We start from the raw sequence: 20,454 nt of genomic DNA, 5'->3' as shown, positions 1-20,454 counted from the left end.
ATTTAAATGGATTCACTAAAAAGATGTGATTGCCTTCAGGCTTGAATTAATCGCGAGGATAAATACAGGGCTATTTTTTTACTTATTTGAAAATAGTGCACTAATTAAAAGCAAAAGCGCGGCTTTGGCCGCGCTTTTTGAACAGATGTTACTTCGTCAGGGCAACAATACCCAGCGTCAAGCCCGCGACTGCGGCAGCACCGCCGGCGATAGCGCCTGCTGTTTCCCAGTTATCCTGGGTGGTGCCTTTCATACAGGTATTGGTATGAACCAGTCGGCCCTGGTCGTCGTAAACCGGTACACATGGAGAATCGTGCGCGCAACCAGCAAGCAGCGCAGCGAGTAGTGCAACGGAAATGAATCTTTTCATGATGTTACCTCAGTATTATTTCTCATCCGCTATAAAGCTAGGAGGGCTATTAACGAACTGGAGGTTATTTTACCACCAGGGTAAGCCCTCGTTACACGAGGAATAATCTCAAATTATGTAGTTTGTAAAAATCGTGGAGAAAAGTCATTTTCAAGGTGAATTAATGGAGGGATTGTGGAGTTGCAAGAAGCTGTTTTTACTTAATGCAAATAACCGTTTTTTTAGAGGGTTATTTTTTAATGCCTAATTCATTGTTTACGTTAAAAATAAAAAAGGCACCAGAGGTGCCTTTCAGGGAAACATTAATCCTTATGGCGAGTAAATCTTCGCCGGACAACCACAAAGAAGACCGGCACGAAGAAAATCGCCAGAAGGGTTGCAGAAAGCATACCTCCCATAACGCCCGTACCGACGGCATTTTGCGCGCCGCTCCCGGCCCCGGTGCTGATCACCAGCGGCATGACACCCAGAATAAAGGCAAGGGACGTCATCAGAATCGGTCGAAGGCGCATTCTTGAGGCTTCCAGCGTGGCTTCAATGAGGCCTTTACCTTCTTTATCCATCAGGTCTTTAGCAAATTCGACGATCAGAATGGCGTTTTTCGCCGATAAACCGATCGTCGTCAGCAGGCCGACCTGGAAATAGACGTCATTGTTTAGCCCACGCAATGATGCTGCGAGAAGTGCACCAATGACACCCAGCGGCACTACCAGCATGACGGAGAAGGGAATGGACCAGCTTTCGTACAGGGCTGCCAGACACAGGAACACCACGATCAGTGAAATGGCGTATAGCGCAGGCGCCTGGTTACCGGAAAGCCGCTCCTGGTATGACATTCCCGTCCAGTCATAGCCGATGCCGGAAGGCAGTTTTGCCGCGAGGCTCTCCATCATAGCCATCGCTTCACCGGTACTTTTACCCGGTGCCGACTCACCAAGAATCTCCATGGAAGGCATCCCGTTATAGCGTTCCAGGCGAGGCGAACCATACACCCAGTGAGCGTTGCTAAAGGCTGAGAACGGGACCATTTCCCCATTCGCGCTGCGTACGTAGAGGCTGTTAATGTCCCCTGGCAACATACGGAATCGGGCATCGGCCTGCACGTAAACCTTTTTCACGCGACCATGATCGATAAAGTCGTTCACATAGGTGCCACCCAACGCAGTCGAGATCGTCTGGTTAACGTCAGAAAGGCTGACACCTAACGCCTGGGCTTTCTCCTGGTCAACATCCAGTTTGAACTGAGGGGTATCTTCCAGACCGTTAGGACGCACGCGCACCAGCAGGTCAGGGTGCTCTTTCACCATGCCGAGAAGTTGATTGCGTGCCTGTGTCAGTTGGGTATGCCCCAGGTTAGCCTGATCAATCAACTCAAAGTCGAAGCCCGTTGCGGTACCTAACTCAATAATGGCAGGCAGGTTAAACGGGAACACAAGGCCGTCTTTAATCTGACTGAAGGCTTTCGTCGCGCGACCGACAATGGCCTCGACGCCATTTTTCTCCCCCGGGCGCTCCTCCCAGGGCTTCAGGCTGACGAACGCAATACCGGAGTTCTGACCCTGGCCGCTGAAGCTAAAGCCGTTAACGGTAAAGACGGACTCAACATTTGCCTTCTCTTTGTTCAGATAGTAGTCCTGAACCTGATCGAGAACCTGCTGAGTCCGCGTCTGGGTCGCACCTGCCGGGAGTTGAACCATCGTCATAAACACCCCCTGATCCTCTTCGGGCAGGAAGGAGGTGGGTAAACGCAGGAAGAGCACCGCCATCCCACCGACAATAATGACGTACACCACCAGATAGCGCCCGGTCTTACGCAAAATACCGCTCACGCTGTTGCTGTAGTGTTCCACGCTCTGATCAAAGCGCGCATTAAACCAGCCAAAGAAGCCCCCTTTTTTTTCATGGTGGCCGCTGGAGACTGGCTTAAGCAATGTTGCACACAGCGCTGGCGTAAGGATCAGCGCGACAAGCACAGACAGCGCCATCGCCGAAACGATAGTCAGTGAGAACTGGCGATAGATCGCCCCCGTCGAGCCACCAAAAAAGGCCATTGGAATAAAGACCGCCGAGAGCACCATGGCTATACCCACCAGTGCCCCCTGGATCTGCCCCATTGATTTCTGCGTTGCCTCTTTTGGCGGCAGTTTGTCCTCAACCATGACACGTTCAACGTTCTCGACAACCACGATAGCGTCATCAACCAGCAGACCTATCGCCAGCACCATCCCGAACATCGTGAGGGTATTGATTGAGAAGCCGAATGCTGCCAGCACCGCAAAAGTGCCCAGCAGGACGACCGGCACCGCGATAGTCGGGATGAGCGTCGCCCGCAGGTTTTGCAGGAACAGGTACATGACCAGGAAGACGAGAACGATCGCTTCAAACAGGGTCTTCACCACTTCGTGGATGGAGATTTTCACAAACGGCGTGGTGTCATACGGGTAGACAACCTTCAGACCTTGCGGGAAGAATTGTTGCAACTGCGCCAGTTTGCTCTTGATGGCTGCTGCCGTATCCAGCGCGTTTGCCCCGGTTGCCAGTTTAATCCCCAGACCTGTTGCCGCCTGCCCGTTGATTTTGGTCACCATATTGTAGTTTTCGCCACCCAGTTCAATGCGAGCCACGTCCTTCAGGTGAACCATGGAACCGTCCTGGTTCACCTTGAGCGTCACGCGGCCAAACTCTTCCGGTGATTTCAGACGGGTTTGTGCGATGATCGAGGCATTCAACTGCTGTCCTGGGATGGATGGCGTCCCGCCCAACTGGCCTGCCGCTATCTGGTCGTTCTGCGTTTTCAACTGGTTGATAATATCCAGCGGCGTCAGCTGGTATTTGTTCATCGCATTGCTGTCGAGCCAGATGCGCATCGCATATTGGGCGCCAAACAGCTGCACGTCACCGACACCAGACGTTCGGCTGATGGCATCTTTGACGTTCGAAGCGACATAGTCGGAGATGTCATTCTGCGTAAGGTTTTTATTGTCTGATACAAAACCGGCGACCAGCAGGAAGCTGCTGCTGGATTTCTCCACGCCAATCCCTTGCTGCTGCACCTCTTGCGGCAGCAGCGGCATGGCGAGCTGCAGCTTGTTTTGTACCTGCACCTGGGCGATGTCCGGATCGGTTCCTGACTGGAAAGTCAGGGTGATAGTGACGTTACCCGCTGAATCGCTGGTGGAGGACATATACATCAGGTTATCAATACCGTTCATGTTCTGTTCGATAACCTGGGTCACGGTATCCTGCACCGTTTGAGCATCTGCTCCCGGGTAAGTTGCGGATATGGCCACGGCGGGAGGGGCGATGGTCGGATACTGTGCGACGGGAAGTTTGAGAATGGCCAGCCCGCCTGCAATCATCAAAATGATGGCAAGTACCCAGGCGAAAACAGGCCTCTGAATAAAGAAATTAGCCATGTCGTCGTCCCTTAACCGGCTGGTGTCGTGGTGGTATCCGGCGTGGCGACGACGGTAGCCCCCGGTCTGACTTTCTGTAAACCGCTGACAATCACACGGTCACCGTTTTTTAAACCTCCTGTCACCAGCCACCGATCGCCAATCGCCTGAGGCGCAACAACGGTACGCGACTCCACCTGGTTTTTGTCGTTAACCAGCAGTACGGTAGCGTCGCCCTGTGGTGTGCGTGTCACACCTTGTTGTGGAACCAGAATGGCATCCGGTTGTATGCCTTCATCAATACGGGCGCGAACAAACATACCGGGTAACAGCAGGTGTTGAGGATTAGGGAAAATGGCACGCAGAGTAATCGAACCGGTACTTTCGTCGACGGTAACATCAGAGAATTGCAATGTGCCTTTCAGCGGATAGGGCTGACCATTCTCCATCAGCAACTCAACGGTGCTGGTGGCATCGCCTTTCTGCAGGCTGGTCTGTTTCAGTCGCATGAAATCATTGCTGGACTGTGTGACATCGACATAAATCGGATCAAGCTGCTGGACTGTTGCCAGTGCGGTGGCCTGTCCGCTCGTAACAAGCGCTCCCTCGGTTACGCTGGATTTACCGATGCGACCAGCGACAGGTGACGTCACTTTGGTATAGGCAAGATTGATACGTGCAGATTCCACACCTGCCTGGGCGGCGGCAACGCTGGCGTCTGCCTGTTGAGCCGCCGCCACTGCCTGATCGTATTCCTGTTTGCTCACATATTGTGTGCCAACCAGCGGGAGATAACGCTTCACCGTCAGATGCGCGATATTCGCTGCTGCCTGAGACTTCAACAGTTCGGCTTTGGCGTTGTCATAGGCCGCCTGCCAGGTCGCGGGATCAATCTGGTAAAGTGACTCACCTGCTTTAACATCGCTCCCTTCCGTGAAATTGCGACGGAGGATTATGCCGCTAACCTGCGGGCGAACCTCCGCAACGCGAAATGCATCTGTTCTGCCCGGGAGTTCAGTGGTGACAGCCAGAGGGGCGCTTTTCACTATATGGACGCTGACCTGAGGTGCCTGTGGATGTTGTTGATGATTTTCCTGTCCATCGCATCCAGTGAGCAGTACCGCACAGACAATGAAACCGGATAAGGGTAAGCGTCTGAAATGATTTGTCATTACTGTTCCTTTAAATACCCATTAACCGATATTTGCCGTGGCTCGGTAGCTGGGGCAGAGGGATAAAAATAAAATGTAGCTGCGTATAATAATGAGGGTATTTAATGTTTTTTAATTTATAAGTGAGAATGACCAACTATGTTGGAAAAATCAGAATCAGACCCGGTGTAATCAGCGTTATACTTCTGGCGTGTTAATCAGATAAATAGAGTTTAATTTCTCATGCTATTCATTTGGTGAATTTAATTGTGCTTATGTATTTACCTTAATTATAAATTAAGTTAATTGACTTTTTTTGTGCAAAATTAAAACTGATTTTGGTGAATACTTTCCTTCAACTGAACCCGGTATGACGTACAAATCTTGTGAGTAACGAGTAGTTATCTATGGCGCGTAAAAAGAAAGAAGAGGCTCAACAAACCCGACAGCAGCTGATCGAAGCGGCTATTGAACAGTTTGCGATGCGTGGCGTGGCCAACACGACGCTGACGGATATCGCTGATGCTGCTAAGGTTACGCGCGGTGCGATCTACTGGCACTTTACCAGTAAATCAGAAATATTTAATGCCATCTGGGAACAGCAATTACCACTTCGGGACATTATTCGCGACAGACTTTCTGTTTCTGAAAATGATGATCCGTTGTTAATACTTCGTGAGCAATTTATTACTACATTGCAATATATTGCGCGTGAGCCCCGACAATGTGCACTTTTACAAATTTTGTATCATAAGTGTGAATTCAGCAATGATATGACTCAAGAGAGTGAAATCAGAAAGCGCATTGGATTCAATTATGACTATTTACGTGCCACGCTGGAGGCATGTATTGCGCGAAAAAACATTTCGGCACAGGTAAATGTTGATCTTACTTTGATTGTATTTCACGGTTTTTTTAGCGGAATAATTAAAAACTGGTTAATGAATAACGACAGTTTTAATCTATATCAGCAGGCTCCGGCACTGGTCGATAGCATTCTGGCGACACTCCCTGTCATCCGAGTATCGCCCGATGATGCTTACTGCTCAGCGTCAGGTAACATTTCTCCCCTGGCACAAAGCGCCTCTATGGTCTGTGCGCTGACAGGTTTACCTAACAGATAACCCTGAAGGGTGTTACAGCCTAGCTCTGTCAAAAAGGTTTGCTGTGCTTCGGTTTCTACACCTTCAGCCACGACTTTCAGGTTGAGTGTTTTTGCGAGAGCCACAATCGCCGAGACAATGGTTGCATCTCCGCTTTCCCCACTTAACTCTTTCACAAATGCTTTGTCGATCTTCAATTCACAGGCCGGTAAACGCTTGAGATACAGCAGGCTCGAATATCCGGTACCAAAGTCATCAATGGAGGCTTTCACACCCGCATCGGTCAGCTCCGTCAACACACGTACACTCTCATCCGGGTTACTCATTGCCGTGGTTTCCGTCACTTCGAGGATCAACTTTTCCGGTGGCACATTGTGGTGCGCCAGACAGTCGAGAACGGTTTTTACCAGTGACGGTTGTTCAAACTGCAATGTCGAGAGGTTTACGGCCATCGACCAGCTTTGATGGCCCTGAAGATGCCATTCCCTCAACTGGCGACAGGCTTCATTGATTACCCAGTTACCGATGGGAATGATGAGCCCCGTTTTTTCCGCCAGCGGCAGAAAAAGGTCTGGCGTCAGTAATCCTTGTTTCGGGTGTTGCCAGCGCAGTAACGCCTCGAAACCGAGGACAGGGCCAGCTGGCGCGTGAAATTTTGGCTGATAAACAAGGCGGAGCTCATCACGATTAATAGCCATCCACAGGTCGTTCATTAACTGGAGATGGGTCTGCGCCAGAGTGTTCATGGAGGGCTGGAAGAAGTGGTAGCCATTTCGTCCCATATGTTTGGTGTGGTACATCGCTGCATCCGCATTAAACATCAGCTCACGCTCGGTTTTGCCGTCGTGAGGATACAATGCGATACCAATGCTGAGTGTCACCATCAGTTCATAGGGATCGAGATTGAACGGGCTATCTATCGCGTGAACCAGTGAGTTTGCCAGAGAAGCCGCATCGTCCGGACCTTCTCCTTCTGCAAGCAGAACAAACTCATCACCACCGATACGTGCAAGGGTGAACTGGCCTTTCAGGGGAAGCAACAGACGCTGCGTCACGGCGACCAGCAGCTTGTCACCGATATCATGGCCGTAGGCGTCATTGATGGCTTTAAAACCGTCAAGATCCATGAACATCAAGGCAAAATTGCTGCCTTCACGAGCGGCTTTGCAGATGGCCTGATCGAGTCGGTCTTCCAGCAGTACACGATTGGGCAGACGCGTTAGCGTATCTTGCAGCGCCAGCTGCGCGAGTTCCCGGTTAGCCTCTGCAAGCGATGAGGCAAGAAGGGCGGTACGTGCCTGAAGGCGGGCATCCAGCATCGACACCAGCAGGCTGATCCCAAGAATAGAGAGAGCAACAACGCTGACCAGCACCGCCAGCCAGCTCCCGTTAATGCCGTCATGGTGCACCATCGTCGACATTGGAAACTGTGCGGCTTTCATTCCGGCGTAGTGCATACCGGCAATGGCAATCCCCATGGTGATGGCAGCACCCATGCGCATCAGTACGACCTGAGCGGCTTCCTGGCGCAAGCGGAACGTCAGCCACAATGCCGCGAGTGAAGCGGCAAGTGCAATGGCGACCGAAATGGCGACCCATAGCTTGTCCCAGATAATACCCGGTGTGACCTCCAGCGCTGCCATACCGGTGTAATGCATGGCCACGATGCCACTTCCCATCACTAACGCCCCGGGCAATAGACGGCGTAAACGCAATCGCTCGCAGCTGACGAGCCATAGAGCAAACAGTGACGAACCCACCGCTATGATCATGGATAACACCGTCAGATTGGCGTTGTAACTCATGCTCATGGAGAGGTCCATCGCCAGCATGCCGATGAAATGCATCGCCCACACGCCAATACCCATGGCAATCCCGCCACCAGCCAGCCAGATACGGGCTGCGACACCCTGGCTCCCGGCAACGCGCGCGGCCATATTCAGCGCGGTATACGCGGCAAGGATAGCAACAACAAAGGAGAGGACTACAAGGATATGGTTGTATTGGCTAACCAGCATGGTCGGTTCTACTCGAGTTTGACGTTACGCCAGAGCGGTTGAGAAGGGCGAGACATTATCATCGGAAAGTAATGGCTCAAAGGGATTTAAATCCCTGTTTTTAGTGTGTAATAACAGGGAGGCTGGCGGGGAAAGAGGCTTAGTCGAGTTCTGAACAGTTCACTAATTTCAGCGGATTGACGGAGTTCATATTGCGACACTTATCGGTTTCGGTGCTCATCAGTTCAATCCACTGCATCAGGAGTGCATCGAAAATGAAAATGGAGATTGCGAAGACAACCAGCCACCAGTATTTACGAATCATTGTGTCATTCCGCGAGAAGAGAGTCAGTAATGTGGTGGAAATATACACGAAACGTCGCGGTTTAAAAGCGGGATAAGTGAAGGTTTACAAAGCATTGACGGTCACAGGTGCGGGCAATAAAAAAGGCGCATCCCCATGCCAGGTAGCGCCTTTTTAAACATGCATTTCGCTAATCGGAATTAGTTCATGCCGTATTTTTTCAGTTTCTTACGCAGAGTACCACGGTTGATACCCATCATCAGCGCAGCGCGGGTTTGGTTACCGCGGGTGTATTGCATCACCATGTCCAACAGTGGCTGTTCAACTTCAGCCAGTACCAGCTCATACAGGTCATTAACATCCTGACCGTTCAGTTGAGCAAAATAGTTCTTCAGTGCCTGTTTAACCGAGTCACGCAGGGGCTTTTGAGTTACCTGGTCCTGAGAGTTAACGGTAGAAACGGTCAGTACGTCAGAATTTACGCGTTGTTCGAACATAGTTCTGTCAGCTCTTTATTTCATTACGCAAGATTTTCGAAGTATGCCTCCAACGCCTCCAGCTGTTCGCTGGCATCCTCTATGGCGTTGAATGTGCGCCGAAACTGGTCATCTGGAGCGTGCTCCTGGAGATACCAGGAGACGTGTTTACGCGCAATTCGGTACCCTTTTGCCTGACCGTAGTGGTCATGCAGTTCCCGAACATGCGAACAAAGCAAGCGCTTAACCTCTGCCAGAGGCAGCGGGGCAAGCAGCTCCCCAGTGTCCAGATAATGCTGGATTTCCCGGAAGATCCAGGGTCTTCCCTGAGCTGCACGTCCTATCATCAGAGCATCAGCTCCCGTATAGTCGAGTACAGCCCTGGCTTTAAGCGGGTCAGTTATGTCGCCATTCGCGATAATCGGAATGGAAACTTTCTGCTTAACTGCCCGAATGCTGTCGTATTCAGCTTCACCATTGAACAAACAGGCGCGAGTGCGTCCATGAATGGTCAGGGCCTGAATGCCACAGTCTTCGGCCAGTTGGGCAATCTCTACACAGTTACGGTGTTCCGGCGACCAACCCGTGCGAATCTTCAACGTAACAGGAACGTCCACTGCGCTGACAACCGCCGTCAGGATAGATTTCACCTGGTCGGGGTATTGCAGAAGGGCTGAACCTGCAAGCTTGCGATTCACTTTTTTGGCCGGGCAACCCATATTGATATCAATAATCTGGGCACCACTTTCCACGTTAATACGCGCGGCATCTGCCATCTCTTCAGGCACGCTTCCGGCAATTTGCACGGTGCGGATACCTGGTTCATCAATGTGCACCATCCGAAGGCGGGATTTATCGCTTTCCCATACCTGCGGGTTAGACGACATCATCTCGGATACGGTTAAACCGGCTCCCATCTCATAGCACAGCGTCCTGAACGGCCGGTCTGTAATACCTGCCATAGGGGCTGCGATCAGGCGATTTCTAAGCTGGTGGTGTCCGATGCGCATGAGTTAAGAAATGACCATACTGTGACTGCAAGGCGGCGTATATTACGCATTTTTCGCACGAGATGAAAGGCCAAACTTTGAACAATCCTCTGTTGTAGATCAAGGAATCGCCGCTCAATCGCTCTGTTAAAAATTATTCACCATGTAAATCATTGTGTTATGCGATAATGCTTGTTTTATGTACGCTTACAATTTCCCGTAACTTCTCATCATTTCTGAATAAATGTCTCGCTGAAGCGGGATAATCTGCTGTTTTTAGCAACAGTTTTACCGCCATCTTTGAGATCTGGCTCTCATTTTAGAACAAGATATTCAGAGACGAGGGAGGCGGTTTTATGCAGCAAAACGAGATAAGGCGTGGCCTGATGACCACGCCCGGGGCTTATTTTTTACGGCCGGTAATACGACACCACTCTTCTTTCTCCACCACCGGGTCGAGCGCAAAGAGATCGGCATAGGCTTCGCAAACGCTGTCCGCCTGGCTTGCCAGGATACCCGAAAGTCCAAGCAGACCGCCCTCAACGGGCAGCACGCTGATTAACGGAGCCAGTTCGCGTAATGGGCCTGCCAGAATGTTTGCGACCACCACATCGGCTTTCATGGCTTCTGGCTGCGCATCCGGCAGATACAGTTCCAGACGATCGGAGACACCGTTACGCTCGGCGTTATCACGGCTGGCCTGAATGGCCTGCGGATCGATATCGATCCCGATGGCTTTTGCTGCACCCAGTTTCAGTGCCGCAATGGCCAGGATCCCGGATCCGCAACCGAAGTCGATCACCGTCTTGCCGTCCAGATCCAGACCATCCAGCCACTGCAGGCACAGGGAGGTGGTTGGGTGAGTGCCGGTACCAAATGCCAGGCCCGGATCAAGCATCACGTTAACCGCGTTCTCATCCGGAACGTCGCGCCAGCTTGGGCAGATCCACAGACGTTTGCCGAACTGCATAGGGTGGAAGTTATCCATCCACTCGCGTTCCCAGTCTTTGTCTTCCAGCTGTTCGATTTTGTGCACAAAACCCACGCCGAGCAGAGGATGGTTTTCCAGAATTGCGACGACTTCTTTCATGTCGGTTTCGGCATCAAACAGGCCAATAACGTCGGTATCACCCCACAGGCGGGTTTCGCCCGGCAGTGGCTCGAAGACAGGCGTGTCATGCGTGTCCTGGAAGGTGATGGAAACCGAGCCGGCCTCCATCAACGCATCGCTCAGCTCTTCGGCGTTTGCGCCAGTTGTATTCAGTTTTAGTTGGATCCACGGCATGGCAAAACTCTTTATTTATCAGTAGAAATCATAGCGGGTTGTGGGACGGGCTGACCAAAACGGTTTCCCACCACAAACGCCAGTAAACTTAGCAGTAACGAAGGCACAATCGGATGGAAGCCCAGGTACTGAATCTTAAACGTTGCGAGGACGGCATACAGCACACCGCCGACAATCATGCCGCTCAGCGCGCCCGCCGCGTTTGCACGTTCCCAGTAGAGCCCTAACACCAGCGGCCACAGGAATACAGCTTCAAGCCCACCAAATGCCAGCAGGTTCAGCCAGATGATCATCTCAGGCGGACGCCATGCGGCGAGCATCATCAGAATGCCGAGCACCAGCGTGGTCCAGGTTGAGATTCGTTTCAGCTTCTGCTCATTATGCATTTTAGCCGGACGCGCGCTAAGCCACAGATCTTTGATGATGGTGGCGGAAGCCTGAAGCAGGTGCGCGTTAACGTTGGACATGATCGCTGCCATCGGTGCCGCAAGGAACAGCCCGGCGGCCCACGGCGGCAGAACCTGTACCATCAGCGTTGGGATCACCTGATCCGGCACGGTCAGGTGAGGTAATACGGCCCGTCCGAGCGCGCCCGCCAGATGCATACCCAGCATCAGAAGGGCGACAACGACGGTACCAATCACAATCCCCCGATGAACGGCTTTGCTGTCTTTATAGGAGATACAGCGCACGGCGGTGTGCGGCAAACCGATCACGCCAAAGCAGACCAGCACCCAGAAGGAGGTCATAAACGCGGGCGTCAGAATATCATCAGCACCGTGGGGGCTGACCAGTTTCGGGTCAATCTGCTCAAGCGTTTCTACCGCATTGTGTAAACCGCCTGCCGCGTAGATGACGCCAACCAGCAGCACCAGAGTGCCTATCAACATCACCATGCCCTGCATCGTGTCGTTCAGCACGCTGGCGCGGAAACCGCCAAACGCGGTGTACAGCGCAATCGTGATCCCGAAGATGAGCAAGCCAGTCTCGTACTTGATACCCGCTGCCGTTTCCAGCAGGCGCGCGCCGCCAATAAACTGAACGGCAATGGCGCCAACGAAGGCGACAATCAGGCTGATACTGGCAATCCAGACCACCGCGCGGCTTTGATAACGTGCCTGCAGCATGTCGTTCAGCGTTATGGCGTTATAGCGACGGGCAAGGATGGCAAATTTTTTGCCCAGAACGCCCAGCGACAACCAGATGGTGGGCACCTGAATCATGGCCAGTAATACCCAGCCCAGGCCATATTTGTATGCGGCTCCTGGCCCGCCGATAAACGAACTGGCGCTCACGTAAGTCGCGGTCAGCGTCATCGCCAGCACAAACCCGCCCATCGAACGGCTGCCGAGGAAATATTCGCTCAGAAACGATCCGGTACTGCGTTTGCGCATGGCATAGAAAGAGAGGCCAAACACGACGATCAAATAGACAACCAGCACGGTGATGATTTCAGTTTGCATCACTATCCTCCAGCGGGAAATCGCGGAAGATAAAGCGCACCATAAACCAACTGAGGAGAATGAAAATCAGTGGTACCAGCAGGCACGCCATTTCAAACCAGTGCGGCAGGCCGGTAATACCTGCTGTTGAATCTGGTAAGTAAGCGGTTACTAACCATGCTGCGAGATAAAGAAGGGTCAGCCACAGCGCCCAGCGCGCTTCTTTATGGGCCTGAACAAAACGTTTGTCCATTTTTTGTCCCTTGTGGATGAAGAAAGCGGGGATTGTACATGATGAGGCTTTCCAGGCCCCAGAAATAAAAAAGGCCGGATAATCCGGCCTTTTCGCAAAGATGCTGTATTACTTCTCGTTCAGACCGAGTTTCTTCTCCAGATAGTGGATGTTGGTTCCACCATTCTGGAAGTGCTCGTCGCTCATGATACGCATCTGCAGATCAACGTTGGTTTTGATACCGTCGATGATCAGCTCCTGCAGGGCATTTTTCATGCGGGCAATCGCCACGTCACGGTTTTCGCCGTAGCAGATAAGCTTGCCGATCATTGAGTCATAGTACGGCGGTACGGTGTAACCAGCGTAGATATGCGACTCCCAGCGGACACCAAAGCCACCCGGCGCGTGGAAACGCGTGATTTTACCCGGGCTTGGCAGGAAGGTGTTCGGGTCTTCGGCGTTGATACGGCATTCTACCGCATGGCCTTTCACCACAACTTCTTCCTGCTTGATGGACAGCGGCTGGCCTGCAGCGATACGCAGCTGTTCTTTGATCAGGTCAACGCCGGTGATCATTTCGGTAACCGGGTGTTCAACCTGAATACGGGTGTTCATCTCAATGAAGTAGAACTCGCCGTTTTCGAACAGGAACTCGAAGGTACCTGCACCGCGATAGCCGATATCGACACACGCCTTGGAGCAACGCTCGCCGATGTAGCGACGCAGTTCCGGGGTAATACCCGGTGCGGGTGCTTCTTCGACCACTTTCTGGTGACGACGCTGCATGGAACAGTCACGTTCTGCCAGATAGATTGCGTTACCCTGACCGTCAGCCAGCACCTGAATTTCGATGTGGCGTGGGTTTTCCAGGTATTTTTCCATGTACACCATGTCGTTGCTGAAAGCGGCTTTCGCTTCAGCTTTGGTCATGGAGATGGACTGAGCCAGTTCAGCGTCGCTGCGCACAACGCGCATACCGCGACCGCCGCCGCCGCCGGACGCCTTGATGATCACCGGGTAGCCAATGCGTTTAGCATGAGCACGGTTAGCATCCATATCGTCGGTCAGAGGGCCGTCAGAACCTGGTACGGTTGGAACACCGGCTTTTTTCATTGCGGTGATGGCAGACACTTTGTCGCCCATCAGGCGAATGGTGTCAGCTTTCGGGCCGATGAAGATAAAGCCAGAGCGTTCAACCTGCTCAGCAAAGTTGGCATTCTCAGAGAGGAAGCCGTAACCCGGATGAATTGCCACCGCGCCGGTGATTTCAGCGGCGCTGATGATAGCCGGGATGTTCAGATAGCTTTTTACGGACGGAGCCGGGCCAATACAGACCGTCTCATCCGCCAGCAATACGTGTTTTAAATCGCGATCCGCGCTTGAGTGCACAGCGACAGTCTTGATGCCCAGTTCTTTACAGGCACGAAGAATACGCAGTGCGATCTCGCCGCGGTTGGCGATAACAATTTTATCCAGCATGTTCGCCTCGTTACTCGATGACGACCAGCGGCTCGTCAAATTCAACCGGCTGACCACTTTCGACCAGAATCGCTTTCACAGTACCTGATTTGTCTGCTTCGATCTGGTTCATCATTTTCATCGCTTCAACGATGCACAGGGTATCGCCTACGTTGACTTTCTGACCCACTTCGATGAACGCCTTCGCGTCCGGGCTCGGGGTGCGGTAGAAAGTACCAACCATTGGGGAACGTACGATGTGACCACTGATTTCTGCTGCAGCTGCAGGTGCGGCTTCAGCTGCTGGCGCAACGGCTGCGGAAAGCGCAGGCTGCTGCACTGGCGCAGCATAAGCTTGCTGCATTACCGGGAAGCTAGCGGCTGGTGCTGCACGGCTGATGCGTACAGACTCTTCGCCTTCAGAAATTTCCAGTTCGGAGATGCCTGATTCTTCAACCAGCTCGATCAGTTTTTTAATCTTACGAATATCCATGAGTGGGTTCCGTACTCTTGTTTAGTTTGATTGTGACAAGCGTTTTACCGCTGTCTGTAAAGCGTATGAATAGCCGTCAGCACCCAGTCCGCAGATAACGCCGGCAGCGATATCCGACAGATACGAATGGTGGCGGAACGGCTCTCGGGCGTGCACGTTACTCAGGTGGATCTCGATAAACGGGATACTCACAGCGAGCAGTGCGTCGCGGATAGCAACACTGGTGTGCGTAAACGCGGCCGGATTGATCAGGATATAGTCCACATTGTCTTTAGCCTGATGAATACGGTCGATGAGTGCGTACTCCGCGTTTGACTGAAAATGATCCAAATCCACATTGAGCGACGCGGCTTCCGTTCCCAGACGGTTAACAATTTCACCCAATGTCAGCGTGCCGTACTTCTCAGGCTCGCGGGTACCGAGCATGTTCAGGTTCGGTCCGTTTAAAACTAAGATATGGAATTTATCAGCCATTGTGCTGCTATCTCCTGCGATTTTCCGGTAAAAAACAAAATATACCTTCGAAACGCAATTGTCACCTTTTCAGAGGCCTAAACCTGCTGTCGGGGGAACCAAAGTCGCACATTATAACGATTTCGTAGCATTTGGCAGCTAAATACTGGTCTTATCAGGGAAGATTATCAACCGCTATCCGAAAAAGATTTGCGGTTGACGGGTAATCTGCGGGAAAACGCACAGTTTCGCGAACTATCGCAACCACTGGCGGAACTTTTTGTAACGCCATGCTAAAAGCGCCACGGCCGCCAGCGCATACAGGATTGGCTGGGGCGAGAGGATCTTCACCGACCATAGATAATGAATGGGTGCGAGGATCGCGACAAGATAGACGAAGTTGTGCAGAAGTTGCCAGCGCCTGCCCAGTTTTCGCTGCGCATACTGCGTGGATGTCAGTGCTAGCGCCAGTAAAACCAGCCAGCTCACGATACCCAGCGTCAGATAAGGACGCGTCACCAGTTCACGGCCAAGCAGTGTCAGATTGTTAATTCCCAGTTCCAGTAGGGCGTAGCTGGTGAGATGCAGCGTCGCCCAGGCAAAACACCATAGCCCCAAAAGCCGACGAGTTCGTATCAATAATGGTTGTTTAGCGTAGCGCGCCAGCGGCGAGACGAGCAAGGTTGCCAGCAAGAATTTCAGAGCCATCCTACCCGTAAAGTGCTGGATATCCTTTGCCGGGTCGGCACTAAAGAGTCCCTGGCTGACGGCCCAGAACAGCCAGATGAAAGGAAGCAACCCGGCTAAGTGGAGCAGCACTTTCAGCCAGGTTATCTGCTTTGCCGTTAAACGCACTCAGAAGTTCTCCCGTAAATTGAGACCACGGTAAAGTGAAGCCACTTCATCCGCATAACCGTTAAACAGCAGCGTCGGTTGGCGCTTCACGTCCAGCGCACCGCCGGAACCGATAAAACGCTCGGTTGCCTGCGACCAGCGTGGATGATCCACATGCGGGTTCACATTGGCGAAGAAACCGTATTCGCCCGGTGCGGCCAGATTCCAGGTGGTTGGCGGACGTTCGCGGGTGAGCTTAATGCTGACAATAGATTTAATCCCTTTGAAACCATATTTCCACGGTACGGTTAAACGAATGGGGGCACCGTTTTGCGGTGGAAGCGCTTTGCCGTAAACGCCAACGGTCAGCAGGGTAAGCGGATGCATCGCTTCGTCGAGGCGTAACCCTTCTACATAAGGATAATCAAGCCCGCCGCCGATAAACCGGTCTTTCTGCCCAGGCATCTCGTCAGGAGCATAACGCGTCTGGAAAGCGACATATTTTGCGTTGCTGGTGGGCTCCGCCATTGCCAGCAGTTTATGCAGCGGGAAGCCGATCCACGGCACCACCATCGACCAGGCTTCCACACACCGCATGCGGTAGATACGCTCTTCGAGCGGGAAGCGGGTGGTGAGTTCGTGATGGTCCAGCGTCAGGGGTTTTGCCACTTCACCTTCAATTTTCAACGTCCACGGATCGGTTTTGAGGCTTCCCGCATTGGCGGCAGGATCGGCCTTGTCGAGGCCGAATTCGTAGAAGTTGTTATAGCCGGTGACTTTATCTTCCGGTGTGAGCGTCAACGTGTTTTGCCACTGGGCCGGTTTGGTAAAGGTGAGTGGTGCGCCGGAAGGGGCTTTCGGCCTGTCGTTGCCTTTAAACCAGTCGAGCAGGTCGGCGTGTGCCGTTGGGGAAAGCGTCAGTGCGGTAGCGCTGATACCAAGCATTTTCAGGATCTGGCGGCGCTGTAACATAAAGACAGATTCAGACGTTACGTCGGCTTCCGTCAGTTTTCTATTTTTCATGGCATCCTCCGTCATGCGTTTTTCTAAGCATGACGGAGGAGAAGGATTCGCGCGAATATGTCACGAAAATTTGAAGATTAGGCAATTTTCACCAGCGCGCGACCGTGGAACTGGTTGTCCATGATCTTACTGGCATATTCCGGTGCCTGGCTGAGGCTAATTTCCGTTGCGCTCTGGGTATAGAAGGATTCAGGCAGATCGCGCACCAGGCGTTCCCAGGCTTCATGACGACGGGCCGCTGGCGTCATCACGGAATCGATCCCCTGCAGGCGAACGTTACGCAAAATGAATGGCATCACCGTCGTTGGCAGGGCAAATCCTCCTGCCAGACCGCAAGCTGCCACGCAGCCGCCATAATTCATCTGCGCCAGCACTTTCGCCAACACTTTGTCACCGACGGTATCCACCGCCCCTGCCCACACCTGTTTTTCCAGTGGGCGGGTTTCGGCAAACTCGTCGCGGCCAAGTATGCGGTTAGCGCCGAGCTGGCGCAGGTAATCGTGGGTGCTTTCACGACCAGAAACAGCGGCGACCTGATAACCCAGTTTGTGCAGCAGCGTGACTGCTGTGCTACCCACGCCACCGCTGGCGCCGGTCACGACAATTTCACCCGATTCCGGGCGGATGCCCGCATCTTCCAGCGCCATCACGCACAGCATGGCGGTAAAGCCTGCTGTACCAATGATCATTGCTTTGCGGCCATCCATCCCCTTCGGCATGGGGACCAGCCAGTCACCCTTAACACGCGCCTGCGTTGCCAGACCACCCCAGTGGTTTTCACCTACGCCCCAGCCGGTGAGCAATACCTGCTGGCCGGTATGGAAACGCGGATCTTCGCTGGTATGAACCCGGCCAGCAAAATCAATACCGGGTACCATAGGGAAATTTCGGATGATTTTCCCTTTGCCGGTGATAGCCAGTGCATCTTTATAATTTAAACTGGACCAGTCGATGTCGACGGTGACTTCGCCTTCCGGTAAGCGACTCTGTTCAACGGGTTGCACTGAGGCAAGCGTTTTGCCGTCCTGCTGTTCTAAGATCAAAGCCTGCATACGGGGTCCTCATGACTCGGATGATTGGAAAATAATTTCTGAAGACTATACTCGCTCAGGGAAAAGCAATGTCGATTTAACGCAATAAATTGCCAGTTACAGCCGATTTGATAGTATGCCGCATTTGAAATGCAAGTTAGCGCTTACTCGCTACCCCATCAACCTACGGAGTAATCTCAAGGATGCGATTAACGACGAAGTTCTCAGCTTTTATCACCTTGCTGACGGGGCTTACCATTTTTGTCACACTGCTTGGCTGCTCTCTGAGCTTTTATAACGCCATTCAGGACAAGTTGGTCAACCGGGTCCAGGCTGTTGCTTCGGTGATTGATGTTCGTCTGCTGACGACGCCGCTGCCGGCACTTTCCCGTGAACTGGATGAGTTGATGGCACCTGTTGATATTGTTCAGATAGACATTCAGCAGGGAAAGCATCGGGTTTTTAGCCATATACGGCAGGAAAGTTATCGGCCGGCAGGTGTGGTGAGCCAGTATCGGGAAGTGACTGTGCACTCGCTTAAAAATCCTGGGATGACCCTGCACATGGTCTACCTTGATCCGATGGCCAGTTATTTCCGCTCCATGATGACCACTGCGCCACTCACCGTTGCTGTTGCGTTTATCGTCCTGCTTATTTTTCTTGCTGTCCGCTGGCTGCGTCGCCAGCTCTCCGGTCAGGAACTGCTGGAGGTGCGCTCCGTGCGGATCCTTAACGGTGAACGCGGCCCGCAGGTGCGTGGTTCAGTCCATGAATGGCCTGCACGCGCCAGTAGCGCGCTGGATACGCTGCTCTCAGAAATCCAGTTCGCCAGTGACCAGCGCAGCCGTATGGATACGCTGATCCGCTCTTATGCCGCCCAGGATAATAAAACCGGCCTTAACAACCGCCTGTTCTTTGACAACCAACTGGCCACGTTGCTTGAGGACCCGGAAAAGGTGGGGACGCACGGGGTGGTAATGATGGTTCGCCTGCCTGACTTCGATCTCCTGCGCGACACCTGGGGACAGCGGGTTGCGGAAGAAAATCTCTTTACGCTAATCAACCTGCTCTCCACCTTTATTATGCGTTACCCGGGGGCACTGCTGGCCCGATATCACCGCAGCGATTTTGCCGTATTGTTGCCGCATCGCACGTTGAAGGAGTCGGAAAGCATCGCCAGCCAGCTGCTGAAGGCGGTGGATGCGCTGCCGCAGAGCAAAATGCTCGACAGGGACGATATGGTGCATATGGGGATCTGTGCCTGGCGCGGCGGGCAATCAACAGAACAAGTGATGGAACACGCGGAAGCGGCGACCCGCAACGCCGTGTTACAAGGGGCGAACGGATGGGCGGTTTATGACGACTCGCTGCCGGAAAAAGGGCGTGGCAATGTGCGTTGGCGAACGCTGATCGAGCAAATGCTCAGCCGCGGCGGGCCACGTATTTATCAAAAACCTGCAGTCATGAAAAACGGTCATGTTCATCATCGTGAATTGATGTGCCGTATTTTTGACGGCACAGAAGAAGTCATCTCTGCGGAATATCTGCCGATGGTACTGCAGTTTGGGCTATCCGAAGAGTATGACCGGCAGCAAATTAGCCGCTTGATTCCTTTTTTATCCTTCTGGCCTGAAGAAACCCTGGCGTTACAGGTCACCGTAGAGTCGTTAATACGCCCACGTTTTCAGCGCTGGCTGCGTGATACATTAATGCAATGCGAAAAATCGCAACGCAAACATATTATTTTTGAACTTGCTGAGGCGGATGTAGGTCAACACATCAGCCGGTTGCGCCCGGTGGTACGTTTGATCAATGCGCTCGGCTCGCGTGTAGCCGTTACGCATGCCGGGTTAACGCTGGTCAGTACTAACTGGATCAAAGAGCTGGATGTGGAGTTATTAAAGCTACATCCGGGGTTGGTGAGGAATATTGAGAAGCGCACGGAAAACCAGCTGCTGGTACAGAGTCTGGTTGAAGCGTGCAAGGGAACGCGAACGCAAGTATTTGCCACAGGTGTGCGCTCCAGAGGCGAATGGCAGATGTTAACAGAGCGCGGTGTTACCGGTGGTCAGGGGGATTTTTTTGCCGCCTCTCAGCCGCTTGACACCAACGTGAAAAAATATTTGCAAAGATACTCTGTTTGACCTGCCGTTTACGCTGTTTTCACGTAGAATATCGCGCCTGTAGCTTTGAGTATGTCGAGCAAAAAGCCAGTGAACGACCTTTAACGGGTTACAAATGTCAGTGAGGGACGCTGCTGTTGACTCAGTCCTGAGGGAATCAGGGATCAATTTTGTAACATCAGGAAACGTACTGCACAAATTTTCACCGTTGCAGATGATTTTTGCGCCTTGTCGCTGCTGCGTGTGGTTGGTAAAGTAAGCGGATTTTGTTTTCCGCCCCAGCTTTCAGGATTAT

At 52.5% G+C, this 20,454-nt stretch carries 18 protein-coding genes; 2 read left to right on the top strand and 16 right to left on the bottom strand.

Annotated elements, in window-relative coordinates; all coding sequences use genetic code 11:
* Nucleotides 1-148: 148 nt before the first annotated feature.
* From ACLHV8_RS20160 to ACLHV8_RS20150, 3 genes are all read right to left on the bottom strand, one after another.
* The gene (locus ACLHV8_RS20160) at nt 149-370 is read right to left on the bottom strand and encodes a lipoprotein (protein WP_008502867.1); all 222 of its coding nucleotides are present in this window, start codon (nt 368-370) and stop codon (nt 149-151) included.
* A gap of 302 nt (nt 371-672) precedes the next feature.
* Nucleotides 673-3,786 carry an efflux RND transporter permease subunit gene (locus ACLHV8_RS20155; protein WP_208594188.1) on the bottom strand — a complete coding sequence of 1,038 codons (3,114 nt, stop codon included), beginning with the start codon at nt 3,784-3,786 and terminating at the stop codon, nt 673-675.
* Between the two features lie 11 nt (nt 3,787-3,797).
* The gene (locus tag ACLHV8_RS20150) at nt 3,798-4,937 is read right to left on the bottom strand and encodes an efflux RND transporter periplasmic adaptor subunit (RefSeq protein WP_208594187.1); all 1,140 of its coding nucleotides are present in this window, start codon (nt 4,935-4,937) and stop codon (nt 3,798-3,800) included.
* Nucleotides 4,938-5,323: 386 nt separating this feature from the next.
* On the opposite strand from ACLHV8_RS20150, the gene envR reads away from it, so the two are divergent.
* Nucleotides 5,324-6,040, top strand: coding sequence for an acrEF/envCD operon transcriptional regulator (envR, locus tag ACLHV8_RS20145; protein WP_410377017.1), 717 nt, complete (start codon nt 5,324-5,326; stop codon nt 6,038-6,040).
* On the opposite strand, the gene ACLHV8_RS20140 is transcribed toward envR, so the two are convergent.
* The 13 genes from ACLHV8_RS20140 to ACLHV8_RS20080 form a co-directional block, all read right to left on the bottom strand.
* Entirely contained in the window at nt 5,956-8,037 is a 2,082-nt protein-coding gene (locus tag ACLHV8_RS20140; protein ID WP_208594185.1) for a putative bifunctional diguanylate cyclase/phosphodiesterase, read from the bottom strand. The genes envR and ACLHV8_RS20140 overlap by 85 nt on opposite strands.
* Nucleotides 8,038-8,176: 139 nt before the next feature.
* Nucleotides 8,177-8,341, bottom strand: coding sequence for a DUF2556 family protein (locus ACLHV8_RS20135; protein ID WP_028016985.1), 165 nt, complete (start codon nt 8,339-8,341; stop codon nt 8,177-8,179).
* Between the two features lie 179 nt (nt 8,342-8,520).
* The gene (gene fis / locus ACLHV8_RS20130; RefSeq protein WP_000462905.1) at nt 8,521-8,817 is read right to left on the bottom strand and encodes a DNA-binding transcriptional regulator Fis; all 297 of its coding nucleotides are present in this window, start codon (nt 8,815-8,817) and stop codon (nt 8,521-8,523) included.
* A gap of 23 nt (nt 8,818-8,840) precedes the next feature.
* Nucleotides 8,841-9,806: a tRNA dihydrouridine synthase DusB gene (gene dusB, locus ACLHV8_RS20125; RefSeq protein ID WP_014885445.1), complete on the bottom strand. Its 966-nt coding sequence runs from the start codon at nt 9,804-9,806 to the stop codon at nt 8,841-8,843.
* 382 nt (nt 9,807-10,188) lie between these two features.
* On the bottom strand, nt 10,189-11,070 hold the full coding sequence (gene prmA / locus ACLHV8_RS20120) for a 50S ribosomal protein L11 methyltransferase (protein ID WP_028016986.1): 882 nt from the start codon (nt 11,068-11,070) through the stop codon (nt 10,189-10,191).
* Between the two features lie 11 nt (nt 11,071-11,081).
* Nucleotides 11,082-12,533, bottom strand: a complete 1,452-nt coding sequence (gene panF, locus ACLHV8_RS20115) for a sodium/pantothenate symporter (protein ID WP_028016987.1) — start codon at nt 12,531-12,533, stop codon at nt 11,082-11,084.
* A complete protein-coding gene (locus ACLHV8_RS20110) occupies nt 12,523-12,765 on the bottom strand; it encodes a YhdT family protein (protein ID WP_028016988.1) in 243 nt (80 codons plus the stop codon). Before ACLHV8_RS20110 ends, panF begins: the two co-directional genes overlap by 11 nt.
* A gap of 108 nt (nt 12,766-12,873) precedes the next feature.
* Complete coding sequence (accC, locus tag ACLHV8_RS20105) at nt 12,874-14,223, bottom strand: acetyl-CoA carboxylase biotin carboxylase subunit (protein WP_023333644.1); 1,350 nt, start codon at nt 14,221-14,223, stop codon at nt 12,874-12,876.
* Nucleotides 14,224-14,233: 10 nt separating this feature from the next.
* Nucleotides 14,234-14,695: an acetyl-CoA carboxylase biotin carboxyl carrier protein gene (gene accB / locus ACLHV8_RS20100; protein WP_010436174.1), complete on the bottom strand. Its 462-nt coding sequence runs from the start codon at nt 14,693-14,695 to the stop codon at nt 14,234-14,236.
* Between the two features lie 21 nt (nt 14,696-14,716).
* The gene (aroQ, locus tag ACLHV8_RS20095) at nt 14,717-15,169 is read right to left on the bottom strand and encodes a type II 3-dehydroquinate dehydratase (protein WP_028016989.1); all 453 of its coding nucleotides are present in this window, start codon (nt 15,167-15,169) and stop codon (nt 14,717-14,719) included.
* A gap of 234 nt (nt 15,170-15,403) precedes the next feature.
* Nucleotides 15,404-16,003, bottom strand: a complete 600-nt coding sequence (msrQ, locus tag ACLHV8_RS20090; protein ID WP_028016990.1) for a protein-methionine-sulfoxide reductase heme-binding subunit MsrQ — start codon at nt 16,001-16,003, stop codon at nt 15,404-15,406.
* Nucleotides 16,004-17,005, bottom strand: coding sequence for a protein-methionine-sulfoxide reductase catalytic subunit MsrP (gene msrP, locus ACLHV8_RS20085; protein WP_028016991.1), 1,002 nt, complete (start codon nt 17,003-17,005; stop codon nt 16,004-16,006).
* A 77-nt stretch (nt 17,006-17,082) separates the two neighbouring features.
* Nucleotides 17,083-18,057, bottom strand: coding sequence for an MDR family oxidoreductase (locus tag ACLHV8_RS20080; protein WP_410377016.1), 975 nt, complete (start codon nt 18,055-18,057; stop codon nt 17,083-17,085).
* Between the two features lie 182 nt (nt 18,058-18,239).
* Here ACLHV8_RS20080 and csrD point away from each other — a divergent pair, with 182 nt between their 5' ends.
* Entirely contained in the window at nt 18,240-20,180 is a 1,941-nt protein-coding gene (gene csrD / locus ACLHV8_RS20075) for an RNase E specificity factor CsrD (protein ID WP_049007545.1), read from the top strand.
* Nucleotides 20,181-20,454: the final 274 nt, after the last annotated feature.

Origin of the sequence: Enterobacter sp. CPE_E863 (genome assembly GCF_046521465.1) — a bacterium.
In the GTDB taxonomy this organism is placed as follows: Bacteria; Pseudomonadota; Gammaproteobacteria; order Enterobacterales; family Enterobacteriaceae; genus Enterobacter; species Enterobacter adelaidei.
The sequence above is the reverse complement of the archived record's forward strand: the minus strand, read 5'-3'. Positions and strand labels throughout refer to the sequence as shown.

Bases quoted from the DNA above. Each gene is read 5' to 3' on its own strand.
- ACLHV8_RS20160 (WP_008502867.1), bottom strand. From the start codon at position 370: ATGAAAAGATTCATTTCCGTTGCACTACTCGCTGCGCTGCTTGCTGGT.
- ACLHV8_RS20155 (WP_208594188.1), bottom strand. From the start codon at position 3,786: ATGGCTAATTTCTTTATTCAGAGGCCTGTTTTCGCCTGGGTACTTGCC.
- ACLHV8_RS20150 (WP_208594187.1), bottom strand. From the start codon at position 4,937: ATGACAAATCATTTCAGACGCTTACCCTTATCCGGTTTCATTGTCTGT.
- envR (WP_410377017.1), top strand. From the start codon at position 5,324: ATGGCGCGTAAAAAGAAAGAAGAGGCTCAACAAACCCGACAGCAGCTG.
- ACLHV8_RS20140 (WP_208594185.1), bottom strand. From the start codon at position 8,037: ATGCTGGTTAGCCAATACAACCATATCCTTGTAGTCCTCTCCTTTGTT.
- ACLHV8_RS20135 (WP_028016985.1), bottom strand. From the start codon at position 8,341: ATGATTCGTAAATACTGGTGGCTGGTTGTCTTCGCAATCTCCATTTTC.
- fis (WP_000462905.1), bottom strand. From the start codon at position 8,817: ATGTTCGAACAACGCGTAAATTCTGACGTACTGACCGTTTCTACCGTT.
- dusB (WP_014885445.1), bottom strand. From the start codon at position 9,806: ATGCGCATCGGACACCACCAGCTTAGAAATCGCCTGATCGCAGCCCCT.
- prmA (WP_028016986.1), bottom strand. From the start codon at position 11,070: ATGCCGTGGATCCAACTAAAACTGAATACAACTGGCGCAAACGCCGAA.
- panF (WP_028016987.1), bottom strand. From the start codon at position 12,533: ATGCAAACTGAAATCATCACCGTGCTGGTTGTCTATTTGATCGTCGTG.
- ACLHV8_RS20110 (WP_028016988.1), bottom strand. From the start codon at position 12,765: ATGGACAAACGTTTTGTTCAGGCCCATAAAGAAGCGCGCTGGGCGCTG.
- accC (WP_023333644.1), bottom strand. From the start codon at position 14,223: ATGCTGGATAAAATTGTTATCGCCAACCGCGGCGAGATCGCACTGCGT.
- accB (WP_010436174.1), bottom strand. From the start codon at position 14,695: ATGGATATTCGTAAGATTAAAAAACTGATCGAGCTGGTTGAAGAATCA.
- aroQ (WP_028016989.1), bottom strand. From the start codon at position 15,169: ATGGCTGATAAATTCCATATCTTAGTTTTAAACGGACCGAACCTGAAC.
- msrP (WP_028016991.1), bottom strand. From the start codon at position 17,005: ATGAAAAATAGAAAACTGACGGAAGCCGACGTAACGTCTGAATCTGTC.
- ACLHV8_RS20080 (WP_410377016.1), bottom strand. From the start codon at position 18,057: ATGCAGGCTTTGATCTTAGAACAGCAGGACGGCAAAACGCTTGCCTCA.
- csrD (WP_049007545.1), top strand. From the start codon at position 18,240: ATGCGATTAACGACGAAGTTCTCAGCTTTTATCACCTTGCTGACGGGG.